The sequence below is a fragment of the Salimicrobium salexigens genome, assembly GCF_900156705.1.
Classification (GTDB): Bacteria; Bacillota; Bacilli; order Bacillales; family Halobacillaceae; genus Salimicrobium; species Salimicrobium album.
In genome coordinates, this window is the sequence record NZ_FTOK01000002.1 from 99,032 (window position 1) to 118,940 (window position 19,909).

General features: G+C 47.4%; 21 protein-coding genes and 2 other annotated features. All 21 genes read left to right on the top strand.

The features are described 5' to 3' along the window. Positions 1-4 precede the first annotated feature (4 nt). The 21 genes from hemC to BW931_RS02815 all read left to right on the top strand — a co-directional run bounded on the left by hemC (position 5) and on the right by BW931_RS02815 (position 19,904). Positions 5-934, top strand: a complete 930-nt coding sequence (hemC, locus tag BW931_RS02715; protein WP_076569779.1) for a hydroxymethylbilane synthase — start codon at positions 5-7, stop codon at positions 932-934. Continuing rightward, positions 934-1,701 (top strand): uroporphyrinogen-III synthase, encoded by a 768-nt coding sequence (locus tag BW931_RS02720; RefSeq protein ID WP_076569781.1) that lies wholly within the window; start codon positions 934-936, stop codon positions 1,699-1,701. Before hemC ends, BW931_RS02720 begins: the two co-directional genes overlap by 1 nt. Positions 1,702-1,706: 5 nt before the next feature. Then, positions 1,707-2,681 (top strand): porphobilinogen synthase, encoded by a 975-nt coding sequence (gene hemB / locus BW931_RS02725; RefSeq protein ID WP_407690197.1) that lies wholly within the window; start codon positions 1,707-1,709, stop codon positions 2,679-2,681. A gap of 18 nt (positions 2,682-2,699) precedes the next feature. After that, the gene (hemL, locus tag BW931_RS02730) at positions 2,700-3,983 is read left to right on the top strand and encodes a glutamate-1-semialdehyde 2,1-aminomutase (RefSeq protein WP_076569784.1); all 1,284 of its coding nucleotides are present in this window, start codon (positions 2,700-2,702) and stop codon (positions 3,981-3,983) included. 143 nt (positions 3,984-4,126) lie between these two features. Beyond that, positions 4,127-4,351: a binding site (T-box leader), on the top strand. 42 nt (positions 4,352-4,393) lie between these two features. Next, the gene (locus BW931_RS02735) at positions 4,394-7,030 is read left to right on the top strand and encodes a valine--tRNA ligase (protein WP_076569786.1); all 2,637 of its coding nucleotides are present in this window, start codon (positions 4,394-4,396) and stop codon (positions 7,028-7,030) included. A gap of 72 nt (positions 7,031-7,102) precedes the next feature. Continuing rightward, positions 7,103-8,362 carry a bifunctional folylpolyglutamate synthase/dihydrofolate synthase gene (locus BW931_RS02740; RefSeq protein WP_076569787.1) on the top strand — a complete coding sequence of 420 codons (1,260 nt, stop codon included), beginning with the start codon at positions 7,103-7,105 and terminating at the stop codon, positions 8,360-8,362. Positions 8,363-8,521: 159 nt separating this feature from the next. Then, on the top strand, positions 8,522-9,262 hold the full coding sequence (locus BW931_RS02745; protein ID WP_076569789.1) for a prepilin peptidase: 741 nt from the start codon (positions 8,522-8,524) through the stop codon (positions 9,260-9,262). A 290-nt stretch (positions 9,263-9,552) separates the two neighbouring features. Next, on the top strand, positions 9,553-10,182 hold the full coding sequence (radC, locus tag BW931_RS02750) for a RadC family protein (protein WP_143541857.1): 630 nt from the start codon (positions 9,553-9,555) through the stop codon (positions 10,180-10,182). A gap of 133 nt (positions 10,183-10,315) precedes the next feature. Then, entirely contained in the window at positions 10,316-11,356 is a 1,041-nt protein-coding gene (locus BW931_RS02755) for a rod shape-determining protein (RefSeq protein ID WP_076569792.1), read from the top strand. 12 nt (positions 11,357-11,368) lie between these two features. Then, on the top strand, positions 11,369-12,241 hold the full coding sequence (gene mreC / locus BW931_RS02760; RefSeq protein WP_076569793.1) for a rod shape-determining protein MreC: 873 nt from the start codon (positions 11,369-11,371) through the stop codon (positions 12,239-12,241). Further along, positions 12,238-12,756, top strand: coding sequence for a rod shape-determining protein MreD (mreD, locus tag BW931_RS02765; RefSeq protein WP_076569795.1), 519 nt, complete (start codon positions 12,238-12,240; stop codon positions 12,754-12,756). The genes mreC and mreD overlap by 4 nt, the downstream gene beginning before the upstream one ends. A gap of 205 nt (positions 12,757-12,961) precedes the next feature. Beyond that, positions 12,962-13,034, top strand: a sequence feature (ribosomal protein L21 leader region). Between the two features lie 13 nt (positions 13,035-13,047). Beyond that, the gene (gene rplU, locus BW931_RS02770; RefSeq protein ID WP_076569796.1) at positions 13,048-13,356 is read left to right on the top strand and encodes a 50S ribosomal protein L21; all 309 of its coding nucleotides are present in this window, start codon (positions 13,048-13,050) and stop codon (positions 13,354-13,356) included. A gap of 11 nt (positions 13,357-13,367) precedes the next feature. Further along, positions 13,368-13,688: a ribosomal-processing cysteine protease Prp gene (locus BW931_RS02775; RefSeq protein WP_008588662.1), complete on the top strand. Its 321-nt coding sequence runs from the start codon at positions 13,368-13,370 to the stop codon at positions 13,686-13,688. 14 nt (positions 13,689-13,702) lie between these two features. Then, entirely contained in the window at positions 13,703-13,993 is a 291-nt protein-coding gene (gene rpmA / locus BW931_RS02780; RefSeq protein ID WP_008588663.1) for a 50S ribosomal protein L27, read from the top strand. Between the two features lie 426 nt (positions 13,994-14,419). After that, on the top strand, positions 14,420-15,706 hold the full coding sequence (gene obgE / locus BW931_RS02785) for a GTPase ObgE (RefSeq protein ID WP_076569798.1): 1,287 nt from the start codon (positions 14,420-14,422) through the stop codon (positions 15,704-15,706). A gap of 13 nt (positions 15,707-15,719) precedes the next feature. Further along, positions 15,720-16,169, top strand: coding sequence for an ACT domain-containing protein (locus BW931_RS02790; RefSeq protein ID WP_076569800.1), 450 nt, complete (start codon positions 15,720-15,722; stop codon positions 16,167-16,169). Positions 16,170-16,187: 18 nt separating this feature from the next. Beyond that, entirely contained in the window at positions 16,188-17,060 is an 873-nt protein-coding gene (gene pheA, locus BW931_RS02795) for a prephenate dehydratase (RefSeq protein WP_076569802.1), read from the top strand. Positions 17,061-17,173: 113 nt separating this feature from the next. After that, positions 17,174-17,923 carry a YebC/PmpR family DNA-binding transcriptional regulator gene (locus BW931_RS02800; RefSeq protein ID WP_008588667.1) on the top strand — a complete coding sequence of 250 codons (750 nt, stop codon included), beginning with the start codon at positions 17,174-17,176 and terminating at the stop codon, positions 17,921-17,923. Positions 17,924-18,077: 154 nt separating this feature from the next. Next, on the top strand, positions 18,078-18,686 hold the full coding sequence (ruvA, locus tag BW931_RS02805; RefSeq protein ID WP_076569803.1) for a Holliday junction branch migration protein RuvA: 609 nt from the start codon (positions 18,078-18,080) through the stop codon (positions 18,684-18,686). Between the two features lie 16 nt (positions 18,687-18,702). Next, positions 18,703-19,707, top strand: coding sequence for a Holliday junction branch migration DNA helicase RuvB (ruvB, locus tag BW931_RS02810; RefSeq protein WP_076569805.1), 1,005 nt, complete (start codon positions 18,703-18,705; stop codon positions 19,705-19,707). Beyond that, positions 19,704-19,904, top strand: a complete 201-nt coding sequence (locus tag BW931_RS02815) for a DUF2905 domain-containing protein (protein ID WP_076569807.1) — start codon at positions 19,704-19,706, stop codon at positions 19,902-19,904. Before ruvB ends, BW931_RS02815 begins: the two co-directional genes overlap by 4 nt. Positions 19,905-19,909: the final 5 nt, after the last annotated feature.

Here is a 19,909-nt window from a genome sequence, read left to right on the forward strand (position 1 = left end):
TATTGTGCGTAAAATTGTTATCGGGTCAAGAAAAAGTGACCTGGCTATAAGCCAGACAGAGTGGGTAATAGACCAGTTGAAACAGATCGATCCTTCCTATGAATTCGAAATCAAAAGAATCTCCACCCGTGGGGATGAAATATTGAACGTCACCCTTTCGAAAGTCGGCGGGAAGGGGTTATTCATTAAAGAAATCGAGGATTCCATGTACAGCAAAGAAATCGACATGGCCGTACACAGTATGAAAGATATGCCTTCGGTAGTGACAGAAGGTCTTTCTCTCTCCTCGGTTCCAATACGTGAAGATCACAGGGACGCTTTCGTGTCGAAGGACAATACGACTCTGAAAGATCTTCCGGAAGGAGCGATAGTTGGTACGAGCAGTCTTCGTCGATCTGCTCAGATAAAGGCGGTGAGACCGGATGTGGAAGTGAAGTGGATCCGTGGTAACATCGGCACCCGTCTCAGAAAGTTGAGAGAAGAAGAATTTGACGCAATTGTTCTTGCTGCTGCCGGTCTTAAACGGATGGGCTGGACAGAAGAAGTCGTCACTGAATTCCTTGACCCGGAAGTTTGTGTACCTGCAATCGGACAGGGGGCGCTTGCGATCCAGTGTCGTGATGATGACGATGAATTGAGAGAACTTCTGGCCAAATTAAATCACGAATACACGGCAGCGACCGTCAGTGCCGAACGTAAATTCCTTCATGATCTGGACGGCGGCTGTCAGGTACCGATCGGAGGGTATGCATATCGCGAAGGGGATAAGTATACACTCTCTGCGCTGGTGGGGACACCTGATGGAGAGACGATCCTTCACGAAATCGTAACCGGTACCGATCCTGTAGCTGTAGGTAAAGAGGCTGCAGATCTTCTGAGAGACCGCGGTGCTGCAAAAATTATCGAAGACGCGAAAGAGGAGTTTGAGCAGTAATGTCTTCTCTTTCGGGAAAAGAAGTCCTGATTACAAGGGCCAGGCATCAGGCCGATACGTTAAAGGAACGTCTTGAAAGCAGAGGGGCCGGTGTGACTGCTGTCCCTCTGCTTTCTTTTGCTAAAAGGGATAGTGAAGAAAATGTCCGCCTTCTCGAGAATCTGGATGCCTACGACTGGGTTCTCATCACGAGTACAAACGGTGTATGGTTTTTTAACGAGTTGATCAGGAAATATCTGGAATCAACCCCGGAAGGACTCAAATACGCGGCGGTGGGCCCAAAGACGAAATTGGCGCTCGAAGAGGAAGGAAGAACCGTTTCCTTTCTTCCTTCCTCTTATTCTGCGGAGTTTTTAGTGAAAGAATGGGTGCCGATGCTCGAAAGTGATGAGCGGGTGCTATATGTACGGGGCAACCTTTCGAGGGAAACGGTACGGGAAGGGCTCAAGGAGCATCACATTTCTTTTGATTCGATGACTGCGTATGATACGTTAATATTAGAAGAGAAAGCAGCAGAGTTACAGGACAGGCTGAGAAACGAAAGCTGGGATGCTCTTACTTTTTTCAGTCCTTCCGCTGTAGAAGCATTTTGTGAGCTTTCGGGAACGCTTTGCAACAGGGCACTTGATCTTCCTTGTTTCTGCATCGGTCCTACTACAGAAAGACAGGCCGCGGACGCCGGATTTACAAATATACAAAGCCCTGCGACTTTCACAGCGGAAGCGCTTATTGAAAAGATGGAGAAATATTTTAACGAGAAAGGATGAAACGGATGGCTAATGAATTTAAAAGACATAGAAGATTGAGACAGTCGGCTTCTCTTCGGTCGATGGTGCGGGAGACCCACCTGCATCCTGAAGATTTTATATTTCCCTTATTTGTTGTTGAAGGGGCGACGGAAAATAACGATGTAGGGTCCATGCCCGGGGTTTATCAGGTCGCCTTTAACAACCTGAAGAAAGAGCTCGACGAAATTATAGAGCTTGGACTTACTTCCGTCATCATTTTCGGAGTCCCGGAGGTGAAGGATCCTTACGGGAAAGAAGCCTATAACGATGATGGCATCGTCCAGAAATCGATACGCTTCATTAAAGACTATGCTCCACAGCTGACAGTAGTCGCAGACACCTGTCTTTGTCAGTATACCGATCACGGACACTGTGGAGTCGTGAACGGCGGAGTGATCGAGAATGATACCTCTCTTGAACTTCTTGCTAAAACGGCGGTGACTCAGGCTGAAGCGGGAGCAGACATTATCGCGCCTTCTAACATGATGGACGGTTTCGTGACGTATATCAGGAAAGCTCTGGATGAGTCCGGCTTCCCTCAAACACCGATTATGTCATACGCAGTTAAGTACTCTTCTGCTTTCTACGGCCCTTTCCGGGATGCTGCCCACAGCACGCCGCAGTTCGGGGACAGGGATACGTATCAGATGGACCCTGCGAACCGGCTGGAAGCAAAACGGGAAGTCAAGTCGGATCTTGAAGAAGGAGCCGATTTTCTCATTATAAAACCTGCCCTCAGCTATATGGATATACTGAGAGATACGAGAGAAGAGACGGATGTTCCACTTGTTGCATATAATGTGAGCGGAGAATATTCCATGATCAAAGCAGCTGCAAGCCAGGGATGGGTTGATGAGAAAGCTATCGTAACGGAGAAGCTCTTATCCATGAAACGGGCCGGAGCCGATCTTATCGTAACGTATCACGCCAAAGATATGGCAAGATGGCTGAAAGAATAAGTGAAGGAAGGTGTCATAATGAAAAAGTTTGATAACTCTATTTCTGAATTCAAAACAGCGAAAGAGATAATGCCGGGAGGGGTCAACTCTCCTGTACGTGCCTTTAATTCCGTGAACATGGACGCCCTGTTCATGGAAGAAGGGAAAGGGTCTAAAATTACCGATATTGATGGTAATGAATATATCGATTATGTACTCAGCTGGGGCCCTCTGATTCTCGGCCACGCCAACGAGCGGGTAGTGAACGAACTGCAGAAGATGGTTGCGAAAGGTACCAGTTTCGGTACTCCCACGGTTATTGAGAACAAGCTTGCAGAGCTGGTCATCGACCGGGTACCTTCCATTGAGATGATGCGTATGGTCAACTCCGGCACAGAAGCTACGATGAGTGCTCTGCGAGCGGCGAGAGGTTATACGGGTAGAGATAAAATACTTAAATTCGAAGGGAACTACCATGGTCACGGAGATTCCTTATTGATTAAGGCGGGTTCGGGGGTAGCGACTCTCGGCCTTCCTGATTCCCCCGGAGTTCCTAAATCCGTAGCCGAAAATACGATTACCGTTCCGTACAACGATCTTGAAAGCGTGCGTTATGCATTCGAACAGTACGGGGACGAACTTGCCGCTGTAATCGTGGAACCTGTGTCCGGCAATATGGGAGTCGTACCGCCGGAGAATGGTTTCCTCCAGGGGCTGCGTGAAATTACGGAGGAGCATGGAACAGTGCTTATCTTCGACGAAGTCATGAGCGGTTTCCGCGTAGGTTATAATAGTGCTCAGGGACACTTCGGTGTAACACCGGATATGACCTGTCTCGGAAAAGTGATCGGCGGCGGCCTGCCGGTCGGGGCTTATGGAGGTAAACGTGAAATCATGGAAACGATAGCTCCTGTCGGAAAAGTATATCAGGCAGGTACGCTCTCCGGTAACCCGCTTGCGATGACGGCCGGTTATGAGACACTTCGTCAAATGACTGAAGAGGCCTACGGAACGATCGAACAGAAAGTGGATCGTCTGGTCGAAGGTTTCCGTGAGGCGGCGGACGAAAACGATATACCGCTTGCCATCAACCGTGCCGGTTCTATGGTTGGAGTATTTTTCAACGATAACGCTGTCACTAATTTTGAAACAGCGGGTAATTCCGATACGGAACGTTTTGCGAAGTATTACCGCGGGATGATCGAAGAAGGTATTTTCCTTCCTCCTTCCCAGTTCGAAGGCCTCTTTTTATCAGCGGCCCACACGGACGAGGACATTGAGAAGACGATCAGCGCAGTGAAAAAGGTATTCAAAACATTATAATCATTTGATCGGGGCAGTCTCTGTGGAGGCTGCCCCGTTTATTGTAGCAGAGTGGATGTGAATCAGAAGTCGGCCCGGTCCATGGATATTTTCGTTGACGGCATGGAAGCTGTTCTATACAATTAAAAGAGAAAAAGGATAAAGAAATTGCCATGATGGAGAAGAGTACGTCTTATACGTTTTAAGAGAGGAAAACAAACGCTGAAAGTTTTCTAAACCACTGTAGACAGAAGGTAGCTCTATTAGCAGCTTTTCTGAACTTGATTCAGTAGGAAAAGCCGGACGCGGACCGTTATATCCGAACGAAGTGTACAGAATATATCTGTAAATTAAGGTGGTACCACGGAAAAGACCCTTTCGTCCTTAGCTGGAGGAAAGGGTCTTTTGTATGGACAAGAGGAGGATGAATAATGAAAGATATTGAAATGTCGACTAAATATGACCCGACGGAAGTGGAGAAAGACCGCTATCAGTTCTGGCTCGAAGGAAAATACTTCGAAGCGGAAGGAACGGGGGAAAAGGAACCGTATACAGTCGTAATTCCACCGCCGAACGTTACCGGTAAATTACACCTTGGGCACGCCTGGGACACGACGCTGCAGGATATTATCACCCGGGTGAAAAGAATGCAGGGCTATGATGTTTTATGGCTGCCCGGAATGGACCACGCCGGAATAGCCACCCAGGCAAAAGTGGAAGCGAAACTGAAAGAACAGGGTACTTCCCGCTACGATCTCGGCCGGGAAAAGTTTCTCGAGAAGTCCTGGGAATGGAAGGGGGAGTATGCTGATTTTATCCGGTCCCAGTGGGAAAAGATGGGACTTGGTCTCGATTACTCCCGTGAGCGTTTCACCCTGGACAGCGGACTTTCGGATGCGGTGAAGGAAGTGTTTGTACGTCTCTATGAAAAGGATCTGATTTACAGGGGAGAGTATATCATCAACTGGGATCCTGCCACCCAGACGGCTTTGTCCGATATAGAGGTTGAATATAAAGAGGTGCTGGGAGCTTTCTATCACATGAGCTATCCGTTGAAGGACAAAGAGGGATCGATTTCCATTGCTACGACACGACCGGAAACGATGCTTGGCGATACGGCTATCGCTGTACACCCTGAAGATGAGCGGTACGTGCACCTTATCGGGAAGAAAGCGATCCTACCGATCATCGGAAGGGAACTGGAGATTGTCGCTGACGATTATGTAGACAGAGAGTTCGGTTCCGGAGCTGTTAAGATCACCCCTGCCCACGATCCGAATGATTTTGAAATCGGCAACCGTCATAACCTCGAACGCGTTCTGGTTATGAATGAAGACGGGACGATGAACGAAAATGCCGGAGTCTATGAAGGGATGGACCGGTTCGACTGCCGGAAACAGCTGGTGAAAGATCTGCAGGAGCAGGGTGTGTTGACTGAAATTGAAGAGCATATGCATTCGGTCGGTCACTCCGAGCGGAGCGGTGCTGTCGTGGAACCTTATTTATCCACACAGTGGTTCGTCGACATGGGACCGCTCGCAGAAGCCGCAGTGGCACAGCAAAAAACGGAGGATAAAGTCAACTTCGTACCGGAGCGGTTTGAAAAAACGTATCTGAACTGGATGGAGAATATCAGAGACTGGTGTATTTCCCGTCAGCTGTGGTGGGGACACCGGATTCCCGCATGGTACCATAAAGAGACCGGGGAAATTTATGTAGGGAAAGAAGCTCCGGAGAATGAAGGAGAATGGGAGCAGGACGCGGATGTCCTTGATACATGGTTTTCTTCTGCGTTGTGGCCTTTTTCCACTATGGGCTGGCCGGATGAAGAGAGCGAGGACTTTAAGCGCTATTTCCCTACGAATGCCCTCGTAACCGGTTATGACATCATTTTCTTCTGGGTCAGCCGCATGATTTTCCAGTCGATCGAGTTCACGGACCGCCGTCCGTTTGAAGATGTCCTTATCCACGGTCTGGTCCGTGACGGAGAAGGACGTAAAATGAGTAAATCTCTCGGAAACGGCGTGGACCCGATGGATGTTATTGATAAGTATGGAGCGGATTCACTCCGTTACCTCCTTTCCACCAGCTCTTCCCCGGGACAGGATATGCGTTTCACCTGGGAAAAAGTGGAGTCCACCTGGAACTTTGCGAATAAAATATGGAACGCTTCACGCTTTGCACTGATGAATATGGGTGACTTGTGCGTAGAGGACATCGATATTACGAAAAACAGGACAGTTGCGGACGAATGGATTTTGACCAGACTCAACGAAACCATCGAAAAGGTGACGAAAAACGTGGACGGGTACGATTTCGGTGAAGCAGGGCGTCATCTTTACAACTTTATCTGGGATGATTTCTGCGACTGGTATATCGAAATGGCCAAACTACCTCTCTACAGTGAGAATGAAGAGCGGATCCACACCACCCGTTCGGTCCTGGCCTATACACTTGACCGTATTATGCGCATGCTCCATCCATTCATGCCTTTTATTACGGAAGAGATCTGGCAGCACCTTCCTCATGAAGGACCTTCCATCACGGTGAGTGAATGGCCGCAGGCTGATGAATCATTAAATAATCGTCAGGCTGTTACAGAAATGGAGAGGCTCGTATCCATCATCCGGGCTGTGCGTAACATTCGCGCGGAAGTGGACACTCCAATGTCGAAACAGATAAAATTGCTTATTCAGGCGGAGAGCCGGGAAGTCGTCGGAGAGCTTGAAATGAACCGCGATTATCTGGAGAAATTCTGTAATCCGAGCGAGCTTACAATCGATACTGAAGTCGAAGCTCCCGGTAAGGCAATGTCTGCTGTCGTTACAGGCGCCTCTCTTTACCTTCCTCTCGAAGGCCTGATGAATATAGAGGACGAAATTGCCCGTCTCGAGAAAGAACGGAAAAAGTGGGAAGAAGAAGTGAAACGTGTGCAAGGGAAGCTGGCCAACGAGAAATTCGTTTCCAAAGCTCCGGCTCACGTAGTGGAAGCCGAGAAAGAAAAAGAAGCGGACTATCTGGATAAGCGTGCCAAAGTGGAAGCGCGTATCGAAGAACTTAAAGCTTAGAAGGGAAAAGGGCACCGCCAGGCAGGTGCCTTTTTTCATGAAAAGTTACACGGTTGCAGGTGAGGTGTAAAAATGAATAAAGAAGAAGCACTGGAATGGATCCATGGACGGAGCAAGTTCAAAATCAAGCCCGGACTGGAAAGGATGGAATGGCTGGCTGAGAAACTGGGGCACCCTGAGAAAGCCGTGCCGGTCGTCCACATAGCAGGAACAAACGGGAAAGGATCGACGACATCGTTTTTGAAATATCTATTAATGGAACAGGGGTATTCCGTAGGTACGTTCACTTCTCCCTATATCACTCATTTTAATGAAAGAATAAGTCTGAACGAAGAAGCGATCGACGATGAGGAACTGATCCGTCTTATATATAAAGTGAAACCGCTTGTGGAAGAGGCGGCCTCTTTGCCGGGAGGGGAACCTACAGAGTTCGAAGTTATAACGATTATGAGCTTTTTATACTTTCAGGAAAAAAATGTCGACATAGCTATTATTGAAACAGGTCTCGGAGGGCTTTACGATTCGACGAACATTGTAGCCCCTCTTCTGTCTGTGATTACGAATATCGGCTTGGATCATCAGGATATACTTGGGCACAGTTACGGGGAAATTGCCGCTCAGAAAGCAGGAATCGTTAAAAGTCACGTCCCTGTAATCAGCGGAGTGAGGCATCAGGAGGCGAAAAAAGTAATTAAAGAAACCTCACGGAAGCTGCATGCACCTTTATATGAACTGGAAAAGGATTTCTCTGTTGGGCAGAAAGAAGCGGAGCAGCAGTTTATATATAGATTCCGGCATGAAGATACGTATGAGCTGTCGATGCTCGGAGCGCACCAGAAAAGAAATGCAGCTCTCGCCGTTACGTCGATGGAAGTGTTGAAGGAGTTCGGATGGAAAATAAGCCGCGTTCTTTACGGGAAAGCGTTGAAAGAAATGACCTGGCCCGGAAGAATGGAAATCATCTCCCGGAACCCATTGACGCTTCTCGATGGTGCCCATAATTACGAAGGAACAGAAGCTCTGGTGGAAACGATGGAAAATCTGTACAAAGATAGTAACGTGCATGTTATATACGGAGCCGTTGAAGGGAAACCGGCTGCAGAAATGCTCGGGATGCTGAAGAAAATAGCTGCTTCCATTGCCACCGTTTCTTTCGATTTTCCGAAATCATTGAAGAAAGAAGATTATCTTAATATGAATAGCGACTTTCCCTACTTTATGAATCCGGAAGTGGCGTACCGGAGTGTACTGAATTCGGCGGATGCCGGGGATGTGATTCTCTGGACCGGCTCGCTTTATTTTATATCGGAAGTAAGGAAAATGTATACGTAAGGAAGAACCGGGGTGGGAGATGAATCTTGCCCCGGTTCATTCATATAACAGTGGACGAGTAACGGAAGGTTCCTTATACTGGGTATAGCGCTTGAAATTTTTGAAAATTCATTCAAAAATGCTCAGGATGCTGAATACAGATGGAAGAAAGGTGAATACATGACGGCTGTCTTTTTCGTTTTCGGTCTGGTTTTCGGATCATTTTTTAATGTAGTCGGATTGCGTACCCCCGCAAAGTCGCTGTTGGCGCACTCACGTTCCTACTGCCCGCATTGCTGTAAAAATCTGCATTGGTATGAATTGATACCGCTGTTGTCCTGGCTATTTTTACGGGGGAAATGCAGCGGCTGCCGGGTTCATATTTCCCTGATGTATCCTGCCATGGAGCTTTTCTCAGGTGTGTACTTCTCTTTCGCCTTCCTGTACCACGGTTTCACTCCCTCTCTTATTTATTCCCTCTTACTCGGTGCTCTCACGCACATTTTCATCGTTTCGGATTTAACCAGTATGATACTTCCCTCCTCCGTTCTGATTACATTCTTTCTCTGCTGCATGCTTTATTTCCTCATAGACCCTCCCGTCTCATACTGGTCGCAGGTAATAGGTGGAGGTGTCGGTGCAGGTGTTACGGCCGGGATCATTCTCCTCAGCAGAGGGGGGATGGGCGGAGGCGACATGAAATTATTCGGTCTGCTCGGATTCATGATGGGCGTGGAGAAACTTTTCCTTATATTCCTGTTGTCCTCTTTACTTGGAGCGCTTACAGGCGGATTGCTGATTATAACGAAAGTGATTTCCGGCAGACAGCCTGTACCGTTTGCTCCTTTTATTCTGACGGGTGCCTGTGTGACCAACTTTTACGGAACACCATTAATAGAATGGTACCTTGGACATTTCTGAGCCACATACATGGAAGTTGCTGGTCGTATTCAAATAAATCTTGATAAAAAGCTCAATGTAGATAAGTTTTGTATATCCTCTGCCTGCCGGTGAAATAATAGTCATTTCCTCTGATCTTTTTTCAATTTTTCCGGAATAGGCTTCGGCTTATTTCATTTACGGTTCTTTTTCTGAAAGTGCACGCTCGGGTATAATGACGATACTTAGCCGTGCACGGATAAGAATTGTCCTAAAGGAGAACTGATTTGGAAAAAGTTATTCATACGAGAGAACAGGGGTCAAGAGAAAAGATGCTTATGTACGGAGCAGAAAGACTGACAGTAAGAGAACTGCTGGTTGTGCTGCTTTCCAAAGGAACAAAAGGGATGCCGATAGAAAGTCTTTCAAGAGAAATTCTCGTGTCTCTGCAGGGTGTGGACGGACTCCGGGAAGCGACTGTGGAAGATCTGACGGCTATCAGGGGCATTGGGGCTGCGAAAGCGATGCAGGTCATCGCAGCTATCGAGTTGGGGAAAAGAGTGTACCGTGAAAAAAGGGAGGAAGGTTATCTGATCCGGAGTCCGGAAGATGGAGCAGAATATGTAATGGAAGAAATGAAACATTTAAAACAGGAACATTTCGTAGCCCTTTTTCTCGATGTCAAAAACCGCGTCCTGGCCAGGCGAACGGTATTCGTCGGGAGCCTCAACAGCTCCATAGTTCACCCGCGGGAGGTATTCAAAGAAGCGGTGAAGAGATCGGCTGCTTCTATTGTATGCGTACACAACCACCCCTCCGGCGATCCTGCACCTTCAAGAGAAGATATACAGGTAACCAAACGGATAGCTGAGTGTGGTAAAATCATCGGAATAGAAATGCTTGATCACTTAATAATAGGAGATGGCACGTTTATTTCTTTAAAAGAAAAAGGCTATCTATAACCGCCAACCTCTATCTATTTTATTCGATTTCTCTTATAATTAAATAAGCGTGAAACGAGAAGCGCCATAATGTAAGGTTCCCTTACATCTGGCGCTTGTTCTTATCCATGGTGTTACAGAAAGGAAGATAGTATTGGGTTTTTTTGGACTTTCCAAAGATATAGGTATTGATCTCGGCACGGCTAATACTCTCGTTTTTATGAAAGACAAAGGAGTAGTGATGCGTGAACCTTCCGTAGTAGCTAGAAATATAAGGACCGGCACTATAGAAGCGGTCGGGCAGGAAGCGTACGTCATGATAGGCCGGACCCCTGAAAATATAAAAGTTATACGACCGATGAGGGACGGGGTGATCGCAGATTACGAAACGACCACAGAGATGGTGAAGTATTATATGCAGAAGTCTTTGAAAAACGGTTCGTCGTTTGCGGGCAAGCCCAATGTAATAATATGTGTTCCTTATGGAATCACTTCGGTGGAAGAACGTGCTGTCATCGATGCGACAAAGCAGGCGGGCGCAAAAGAGGCTTTTACAATCGAAGAACCTTTTGCGGCAGCCATCGGTGCAGGCCTGCCGGTGTGGGATCCTACCGGCAGTATGATCGTCGACATAGGCGGAGGAACGACGGAGGTTGCGGTTATTTCTCTGGGTGGTATAGTAACCAGCCAGTCCATAAGAATCGCCGGGGATGAAATGGATGCAGCAATCACAAATTACATCCGCAAAACTCATAACCTGATGGTGGGAGAGCGAACGGCCGAGGAAATTAAATTCACTATCGGTGCAGCTATGAACCTTGGAGAGACAGAAGGGATGGAGATCAGAGGCAGAGATCTGCTGACCGGCTTCCCGAGAACCATTTCCGTGTATCCGGAAGAAATTTCGGAGGCGCTCTCCGGAACGATTTCTTCCATCGGTGAAGCCGTGCGGGCTACGCTCGAGAAAACTCCCCCGGAACTGGCTGCCGACATAATGGAACGGGGAATCGTCCTTACCGGAGGCGGTGCCCTGCTCAAAGGGTTTGACAGAGTGCTCAGCGAAGAAACGGGATTGCCCGTCTTCATAGCTGATGAGCCTCTGGATTGTGTAGCTATAGGCACCGGACATTCCCTGGACTATATGAAACATTTCAAATCCCGTCCGAACGTCGCAGACCAAAGTCTAAGAGATTAGGAATGAGAGCCCATGCCTTCATTTTTTAGAAGAAAAATACTCATACTGGTACTTGTAGCATTTATTATTTTTGTAACACTGATCGGCTTTTCTATAAGGGAAAGGGAAAATATTTCGGCCCCCGAGAGGTTTATACTCGATACCACAGGAGTGCTGCAGTCCATAATCCACACACCGGTGGAGTGGGTGGATAACTCCATTGAAACGTTCCAGGATGTGCTCCGGGTATACGAACAGAACGAAGTGCTGAAAGAAAGACTTGCAGAGTACGAAGGACTGATTGTAGAGAATCAGGAATTGGAAGAAGAAATCGAAGAGCTTCGGGGAACAATGGAACGGGCGGAAGGTCTTGAGAAATATTCACCGGTTCAGGCAAGCGTCATCGCGAGAAGTCCGGAAAGATGGTTTGAGCAGGTTACGATCAATCGTGGTTCCAAGCATGGAGTCGAGAAAGATATGGCCGTAATCACGAAGGAAGGTCTTATCGGAAAAGTACAATCTACAGCTGCTTTTCACTCAACCGTGAAATTGTTGAGCGGGTTCGATACGTCGAACAAAATCTCTTCCTGGGTAGTGAAGAAAAATGGAGATAATGTGTTCGGTCTTGTAGAGGGTTATGATGAAGAGTCAGGACGACTCCTGCTCGGTGGCATAAACCTTGACGTGAAACTGAAAAAAGGGGAGAAAGTCATCTCCACCGGCCTTGGCGGTGTCTTCCCGAGCAGACTTCAAATCGGCACGGTGGATGAAGTGAAGAATGATGAATATGGATTGACGAAAACCGCTTATATTGAGCCTGCAGCTGATCTTTATGAGATCAACCAGGTAATTATTGCCAGACGTTCCGATCAGAACGATAAAGAGAGTCAGGAAGAAAACTCATGAAAACTGTTAAACTTTCAATCCTTATTCTGCTGTTTATCGTTCTGGAAGGAACGGTCGTCAATCTTTTTTCCGGCTCCCTTATAAGAGGCGAGACTGTTATGACCCCGCAGTGGACTCTTGTCTTCCTTCTTCTTATGAGTCTTTTCTACGATTCCAATGATACGTACCGGACGCTCTGGTACGCCCTGGGGGCGGGGTTGTTTATGGATGTAGCCTATACCGGTATAATCGGAGTACATATGCTCGTCTACGCAGTAGTGGTTTATACCGTACACGGGCTGAATAAACTTTTCCACACCAATTTCCCGGTCGTAACGCTGCTTGTTCTTGCGGGTGTTTCGTTCGCAGATACTCTTTTGTACGTGTTCTACTCTGCACTTGAGGTCGCGGAGGGGAATTTTCTGCAGTTTATACTTCAACGACTCGGCCCCGCGCTACTCGTTAATCTGATAGTCTTCCTGCTTCTTTACCTGATTCTCAAGAACGTGCTCGTGAAATGGCGGGAGTATTCTTAATGGATAAGGGTGAGGATCGGGGCCACGGATTTTCAATGTTCCGGATGTAATTTCTTTCGTTTTTCATTGCTTTTATACTTCCGGTTTAGTAAAATTTACTGCGGGCTTTACAGAGAGCCTGTAATAGCAGTAGCCGTCGTTCAGATGATTGATTGACATGGGGTTTCCGGTTGTGATAACATTAGTTTGTTAATCTTGTAGCACTTCACTGCTACAACCGCTCAGGACAGGTCATAAACCATGAATGTGGTACCTGGATGGCGAGTCTTAGTTTAATGAGGAGGTGCACGTATGTACGCAATTATTGAAACTGGTGGAAAACAGGTCAAAGTAGAAGAGGGCCAGGAAGTCTACGTTGAGAAACTGGACGCTGCCGATGGTGAGTCCGTAACTTTCGACAAAGTATTGTTCGTCGGTGGAGACAACTCCAAAGTAGGCGCTCCATTTGTAGATGGTGCTTCCGTAACGGCTAAAGTAGCCAAGCATGGTCGTCAGAAAAAGATTACCGTGTTCAAATACAAGCCGAAGAAGAACTACAAGCGTAAACAGGGTCATCGTCAGCCTTATACAAAAGTCGTTATCGACAAAATCGACGCGTAAGGGTTGAAGATATGATTACAGCAAAAATTCTTTCCGCGGATCAGCGTATTCTTGGATTTGAAATTTCCGGTCATGCAGAGAGCGGTCCTTATGGACATGATCTTGTATGTGCTGCAGTATCGGCTGTTTCTTTCGGTGCAGCCAATGCATTGATGGAAGTGGCAGGCTGCGAACCGGAAATAGTCCAGGGCGGTGAAGGTGGCTACCTTAAAGTCATTCTTACCGGGAAAGATAAAGAAGAGGAAAAAGCTTTGACCCTCCTGGAGGGGCTGCTTATTTCCCTGAGAACTATCGAACAGGATTATTCTCAATATATTACAATCATAAACTGAAGGAGGTGGAATTCATGCTACGTCTAGATCTGCAATTTTTCTCCCAGAAAAAAGGTCAGGGAAGCTCTAAAAACGGACGCGACTCCGAGAGTAAGCGTCTTGGAGCTAAGCGTGCTGACGGCCAGTCAGTAACGAGCGGTTCCATTCTTTACCGTCAACGCGGCACTAAAATTTACCCGGGTACAAACGTGGGTATCGGTGGCGATGACACACTTTTCGCTAAAGCAGACGGGGTTGTAAAATTCGAACGTTACGGTCGCGATCGTAAAAAAGTCAGCGTATACCCTGCAGCACAAGAAGCGTAAATTGCTATAAGAAGATGAAGCCACGCCGTGCTTTTTGCATGGACGTGGTTTTTTCTTTATCAGTAATGAACAGCGACCGGTATCTGTACCCCATAGAATCATAGAATCATAAGGTTGATTCTGCTATAATTCTTAATAATATTTAAATGTGCAGATGAAGAAAGCCGTTTTCTTCACTGTCACGGTAATGGGTGAATCAAGTTCAATTTCCGAACGAAACATGCTCAAGAACTGCTTCGAGAAGTGTTTGGGGGGGCCGGTTGAACAGGCCCCGTTCTCGTATCGGAAGCTGAGGTTGATTTATCGACCCGGACAGGGAGAAAGGTGCTTCCATACTGCGAAGGTATTGTGGATAAGCGTTTGTTTTGATAAGAAAGTATCCTTAAGGGGATAGGCGAAAGACTGAATTGAAGAGGTGAAAAATATATGTTTGTCGATCAGGTGAAAATATATGTAAAAGCGGGAGATGGGGGCAACGGCCTTGTCGCCTACCGCAGAGAAAAATATGTTCCGAGAGGCGGTCCTGCAGGCGGAGACGGCGGCCGGGGCGGAGACGTGGTTTTCGAAGTGGATGAGGGTTTAAACACGCTCATGGACTTTCGTTATCAGCGTCACTTCAAGGCTCGACGCGGCGAAAACGGTATGAATCAGAAGAAACACGGGAAAAATGCTGATGATCTTGTAGTTCCGGTACCTCCGGGCACTACCGTCCGAAATGCGGCTACCGGCGAACTGATAGCAGATTTACTCGAGCACAAGCAGCGGGCAGTGATTGCTGCAGCAGGACGTGGCGGCCGTGGAAATGCCAAATTTGCGACTGCCAGAAACCGTGCGCCGGAAATTTCCGAGAATGGTACGCTCGGAGTGGAACTCGACGTCCAGTTAGAGCTGAAACTGCTGGCGGATGTCGGGCTGGTAGGTTTTCCAAGCGTAGGGAAATCAACGTTCCTTTCCACTGTTACTGCCGCGAAGCCGAAAGTGGCTGACTATCACTTCACTACCCTGAATCCTAATCTTGGTGTAGTGGAAACGAAGGATGGACGCAGTTTCGTTATGGCCGATCTTCCGGGTCTTATCGAAGGGGCGCACGAAGGTGTAGGACTGGGACATCAGTTCCTCAGGCACATCGAGCGGACCAGAGTAATACTGCACGTTATAGATATGTCGGGGATGGAAGCGCGTGATCCTTATGAAGATTACGTAGCTATCAATCACGAACTCGCCTCCTATGATGAAAGTCTTAAAGACAGGCCTCAGATAGTGATTGCCAATAAAATGGACTTGCCCGGTTCGGAAGAAAATCTGGAAAAATTCCGTGCCGAAACCGAAAAGGAAGACTTGCGGATCTATCCTCTTTCTGCGATTACCAGAAGCGGATTGGACGAAATCCTTTACGCAGTGGCGGATGAACTCGACCGTATCCCTAAAGAAGTGAAAGAGGAAGTTACTACGGAAAACAGAGTTCTGTATAAATACGAAAAAGAAGCACCTGCCTTTCATATTACGAGAGATGATGATGGGGCTTACGTACTTTACGGAGAGAAGATAGAGTCGCTTTTCCGCCGGACGAACTTCGATCACGATCAGGCTGTCAACCGGTTCGCACAGCAGATGCGCAGCATGGGTGTGGATGAGGCCCTCCGGAAGAAAGGTGCCGAACACGGTGATACGATTCGCCTGCTTGAATTTGAATTTGAATTTGTAGACGGTTAACGGGGGTGAAGTCATGGCAGATTACAGCGAGAAATTTTATCTGGTACGAAGTGATATACTTCCGGAAGCGATGAAAAAAACACTTGATGTGAAAGCCATGCTCGAGCGCGGAAAAGCTGAGTCCATATACGAAGCTGTCCGCGATGTCGATTTATCACGAAGCGCTTATTATAAATACAAGGATGCTGTTTACCCATTCCAGACGATGGTAAAAGAACAGATCGTTACACTGTTTTTTCACCTGGAAGATCAGAAGGGGAGTCTTTCGAACCTGCTTGCAGTAGCTGCCGGGTTCGGATGCAACGTACTCACGATACACCAGACGATTCCTATCCAGGGAAAAGCGAACGTTACTCTGTCGCTTAATACGGCAGGAATGACGGAGGAGATGAACAGTCTGATGCAGGATATGCAGGGACTTTCCTTCGTCGATAATGTGGAAGTTTTAAGTTCCGGTGCTTAACAATGGAGGGGTGATAGAATGGAGACGCAAAAGATAGGGTATCTGGGACCAAAGGGTACTTTTACGAAAATGGCGGTGGATTCTTTGTTCGACGGCGGGGAGTTTGTAAGCTTTGATACCATCCCTGCCTGTCTCGATGCAGTGGAAGCAGGAGAAATCGATACGGGGGTCGTCCCGCTCGAAAATGCGATCGAAGGATCCGTTCATCTTACAATCGATTATTTGATTCATCAGGTGAACCAGGCGATCATAGCAGAGCTTACTGTTCCTATACGCCAGCACCTGCTGACGCATCCGGATTATGACGATCATGACATAACCGAAATTCATTCTCACAGTCATGCGATTGCCCAGTGCCATCAGTATTTACACAAACATTATCCGGAAGCGGCAATCCATTATACTGCTTCTACGGGGCGGGCAGCCGAAATCGTCAGGGAAAAAGGTGTGCACGCAGCGGCTATCGGTAACCATCTGGCTGCCGAAATGAACGGGCTGAACATCCTGGAAGGTAACATTCATGATTATGACAACAATCACACCAGGTTCGCCGTAGTGCAAAAAGAGCCGAAAACGTTGAAAGTGAAAGATCAGCCTGTGAAAAAACACAAAACTACCGTAATGGTTACTCTCCCTCAGGACTACGTTGGAGCACTTCATCAGGTTCTCGCTGCTTTTGCCTGGAGAAAGATGAACCTGTCGAAGATCGAGTCACGCCCTATGAAGACGGGTCTCGGCAATTATTTCTTCCTTGTGGACGTGGACCAGCCGTATGATCAGGTACTCTTCCCGGGAGTACAGCAGGAACTGGAAGCACTTGGCTGCAGACTTAAAGTCCTCGGCACGTATCCAAGTTATGAAATTGAAACTTTTTCTCCCGTAATGAAGTAAAACGTGCCTTCCGAGGCACGTTTTTTAATGAAGAAGTGTACAGTTTTGACAGTGGAATGAATTTTGATATAGTTATTAAAGGAAAAAACTTGATTTGGAGAGGAGAATGCACCATGGCCGGTCATTCAAAATGGAGTAACATTAAACATCGTAAAGGTGCACAGGATGCGAAACGGGGAAAACTTTTCCAGAAGCTGGCTCGCCAAATCTTCGTTGCTGCAAAACAGGGAGATCCGGATCCGGAGATGAACCCGGATTTGCGGTTAGCTATAGAAAAAGCCAGATCGAATAATATGCCGAAGGACAATATCGACAGAGCCGTGAAAAAGGCTAAAGGCGATGTCGGCGGAAATGAATATGAAGACGTCGTGTATGAAGGATATGGTCCCGGCGGGGTCGCCGTCATGGTCAACGTACTGACAGACAACAAAAACAGAACGGCTCCCGAAGTTCGTCACGCCTTCAGTAAACATGGAGGGAATTTGGGGGAAAACGGGTGTGTTTCCTTCATGTTCGACAGAAAAGGATTCATCACCATCGACCGCTCCGCCACGGAAGTGGAAGAGGATGATATTATGCTTGAAGCGATCGAAGCTGGTGCAGATGAGCTTGAGACTACGGATGACTTTTTTGAAATATACACGGAACCCGAAAATTTTCAAAATGTAAAACACGCGCTGGAAGCTTATCCTGTGCAGACAGCTGAAGTGACTATGATTCCTCAGACTTACACCCCTCTGGAGGAGGAAGAGACTGTGGAACAAATGCTTAAGCTCATTGATATGCTCGAAGATAATGACGACGTTCAGGATATTTGGCATAACCTTGACGCCGATCAGGAAGTACTGGAGAAGCTGACCTGAATTCGTCGTTGGAAAGAGTGGTTTTCTTTACATTTAAAGGAAACCACTCTTTTTATATAGAAATATCATAGAGGCAACGCCATCACTTTTCCTGATACGAACGTGTGTATGTATGTTATAATATCAGGGACAACGCAGGAATGGAGCGAAATGAATGATTGCATACGTTAAGGGTACATTGACAGCGGTAGAAGAAGAAACCATTAATGTGGAAGTACAAGGTCTTGGCTATGAAGTTTATTGTGCCAACCCTTTTTATTTTGAAACGAAACTCGGGGAAGAAGTGAAAATATATACATACCATCATGTGCGGGAAGACGCTCAAATTCTTTTCGGCTTCCCGAAAAAAGAGGATAAACGTCTGTTTGCCAGGCTGCTCAGCGTTTCGGGAATCGGTCCCAAGGGGGCGCTGGCCATTCTTGGCGGAGTGAGCGTATCGGATTTCATCAGTGCCATTGAACGGGAAGATGATAAATATCTGACTAAATTTCCGGGGGTCGGGAAGAAAACCGCCAGACAGATGATTCTGGATCTGAAAGGGAAACTGGTCGACTGGCTGCCCGAGGAAGAAAATGAAGCGACTATCTTCTATACCAAAGCAAGAGCCGATCAGTCGCTTATTGCGGAAGCACTGGAGGCACTGGAAGCTCTGGGTTATTCGGATAAGGAACTAAGGTCGATAAAACCCGAGCTTCAGACGATGGAGGCGGACCGGGTGGATGATTACGTAAGACAGGGACTGCAGTTACTACTGAAGACATAGAAAGGAGCAACATCCTATGGAAGATCGAATCATTTCCGGGGAACAGCAGGGGAGAGAAGATGAAATCGAACAAAGTTTAAGACCTGAACTTCTCTCCCAATATATCGGTCAGGAAAAAACGAAACACAATCTCAGTATATTTATAGAGGCTGCGAAAATGAGGGAAGAACCTTTGGATCATACGTTGCTTTATGGGCCGCCGGGCCTTGGTAAAACAACGCTTGCCTCCATAATCGCCAACGAAATGGAAGTACAGTTTCGGACAACTTCCGGTCCGGCTGTAGAAAGAGCCGGAGATCTTGCGGCCATCCTTTCTTCGCTTGAGGCGGGGGATGTGCTTTTTATCGACGAAATTCATCGCCTTCCGCGTTCCGTGGAAGAGGTTCTGTACCCGGCAATGGAAGACTTCTGTCTTGATATTGTGGTCGGCAACGGTCCGAGCGCGAGATCCGTCCGTCTCGATCTGCCTCCGTTCACTCTCGTGGGAGCCACCACCAGGGCAGGGCTGCTGTCGGCTCCGCTCCGTGACCGGTTCGGGGTGCACGGCCGACTTGAATTCTATTCGAACGAAGCTCTTTCCGACATCATCAGAAGAACGGCAGAAATTTTCAATGTATCGATAGATGAAGAAGCCTCGGACGAAATAGCCAGCCGCTCCCGGGGCACACCGAGGATTGCCAACCGTCTGCTGAAACGCGTACGGGATATAGCCCAGGTAAAAGGAGAACGGGAAATTTCTCTTGCCACTGCCCGTGAAGCGCTCGGTATGCTGCAGGTGGATGAAGACGGGCTGGATCATATCGATCACAAGCTTCTTCTTGCGCTGATGGATTCTTTCCGCGGGGGGCCTGTCGGTGTTGATACGATGGCGGCCACCATCGGGGAAGAATCTCAGACTATCGAAGATGTGTATGAACCTTTCCTGTTGCAGAAAGGGTACATACAGAGAACGCCGAGGGGCCGGACGGCTACTCCTAAAACTTACACGCACTTTGACCGGGAGATGCCCGGGGGATCATGAATGAGCTCAGTAAAATCTTCATCATTATCGGCATCGTTTTTCTTTTGTTTGGAATCATCGGAGCCTTTATCGGTAAACTTCCGGGAGATCTGATTTTTAAGAAGGGAAATACGACTTTTTATTTTCCGATAATGACGTCAATCGTCGTAAGTATTATTTTGTCTTTAATTTTTTATATAGTCAGCAGATTGAAGTGAGGTTG

What these genes read in the sequence shown, in the direction of transcription:
- BW931_RS02720 (WP_076569781.1), top strand. Translation starts at nt 934, where the DNA reads ATGTCTTCTCTTTCGGGAAAAGAAGTCCTGATTACAAGGGCCAGGCAT.
- hemB (WP_407690197.1), top strand. Translation starts at nt 1,707, where the DNA reads ATGGCTAATGAATTTAAAAGACATAGAAGATTGAGACAGTCGGCTTCT.
- hemL (WP_076569784.1), top strand. Translation starts at nt 2,700, where the DNA reads ATGAAAAAGTTTGATAACTCTATTTCTGAATTCAAAACAGCGAAAGAG.
- BW931_RS02735 (WP_076569786.1), top strand. Translation starts at nt 4,394, where the DNA reads ATGAAAGATATTGAAATGTCGACTAAATATGACCCGACGGAAGTGGAG.
- BW931_RS02740 (WP_076569787.1), top strand. Translation starts at nt 7,103, where the DNA reads ATGAATAAAGAAGAAGCACTGGAATGGATCCATGGACGGAGCAAGTTC.
- BW931_RS02745 (WP_076569789.1), top strand. Translation starts at nt 8,522, where the DNA reads ATGACGGCTGTCTTTTTCGTTTTCGGTCTGGTTTTCGGATCATTTTTT.
- radC (WP_143541857.1), top strand. Translation starts at nt 9,553, where the DNA reads ATGCTTATGTACGGAGCAGAAAGACTGACAGTAAGAGAACTGCTGGTT.
- mreC (WP_076569793.1), top strand. Translation starts at nt 11,369, where the DNA reads ATGCCTTCATTTTTTAGAAGAAAAATACTCATACTGGTACTTGTAGCA.
- mreD (WP_076569795.1), top strand. Translation starts at nt 12,238, where the DNA reads ATGAAAACTGTTAAACTTTCAATCCTTATTCTGCTGTTTATCGTTCTG.
- rplU (WP_076569796.1), top strand. Translation starts at nt 13,048, where the DNA reads ATGTACGCAATTATTGAAACTGGTGGAAAACAGGTCAAAGTAGAAGAG.
- BW931_RS02775 (WP_008588662.1), top strand. Translation starts at nt 13,368, where the DNA reads ATGATTACAGCAAAAATTCTTTCCGCGGATCAGCGTATTCTTGGATTT.
- rpmA (WP_008588663.1), top strand. Translation starts at nt 13,703, where the DNA reads ATGCTACGTCTAGATCTGCAATTTTTCTCCCAGAAAAAAGGTCAGGGA.
- obgE (WP_076569798.1), top strand. Translation starts at nt 14,420, where the DNA reads ATGTTTGTCGATCAGGTGAAAATATATGTAAAAGCGGGAGATGGGGGC.
- BW931_RS02790 (WP_076569800.1), top strand. Translation starts at nt 15,720, where the DNA reads ATGGCAGATTACAGCGAGAAATTTTATCTGGTACGAAGTGATATACTT.
- pheA (WP_076569802.1), top strand. Translation starts at nt 16,188, where the DNA reads ATGGAGACGCAAAAGATAGGGTATCTGGGACCAAAGGGTACTTTTACG.
- BW931_RS02800 (WP_008588667.1), top strand. Translation starts at nt 17,174, where the DNA reads ATGGCCGGTCATTCAAAATGGAGTAACATTAAACATCGTAAAGGTGCA.
- ruvA (WP_076569803.1), top strand. Translation starts at nt 18,078, where the DNA reads ATGATTGCATACGTTAAGGGTACATTGACAGCGGTAGAAGAAGAAACC.
- ruvB (WP_076569805.1), top strand. Translation starts at nt 18,703, where the DNA reads ATGGAAGATCGAATCATTTCCGGGGAACAGCAGGGGAGAGAAGATGAA.
- BW931_RS02815 (WP_076569807.1), top strand. Translation starts at nt 19,704, where the DNA reads ATGAATGAGCTCAGTAAAATCTTCATCATTATCGGCATCGTTTTTCTT.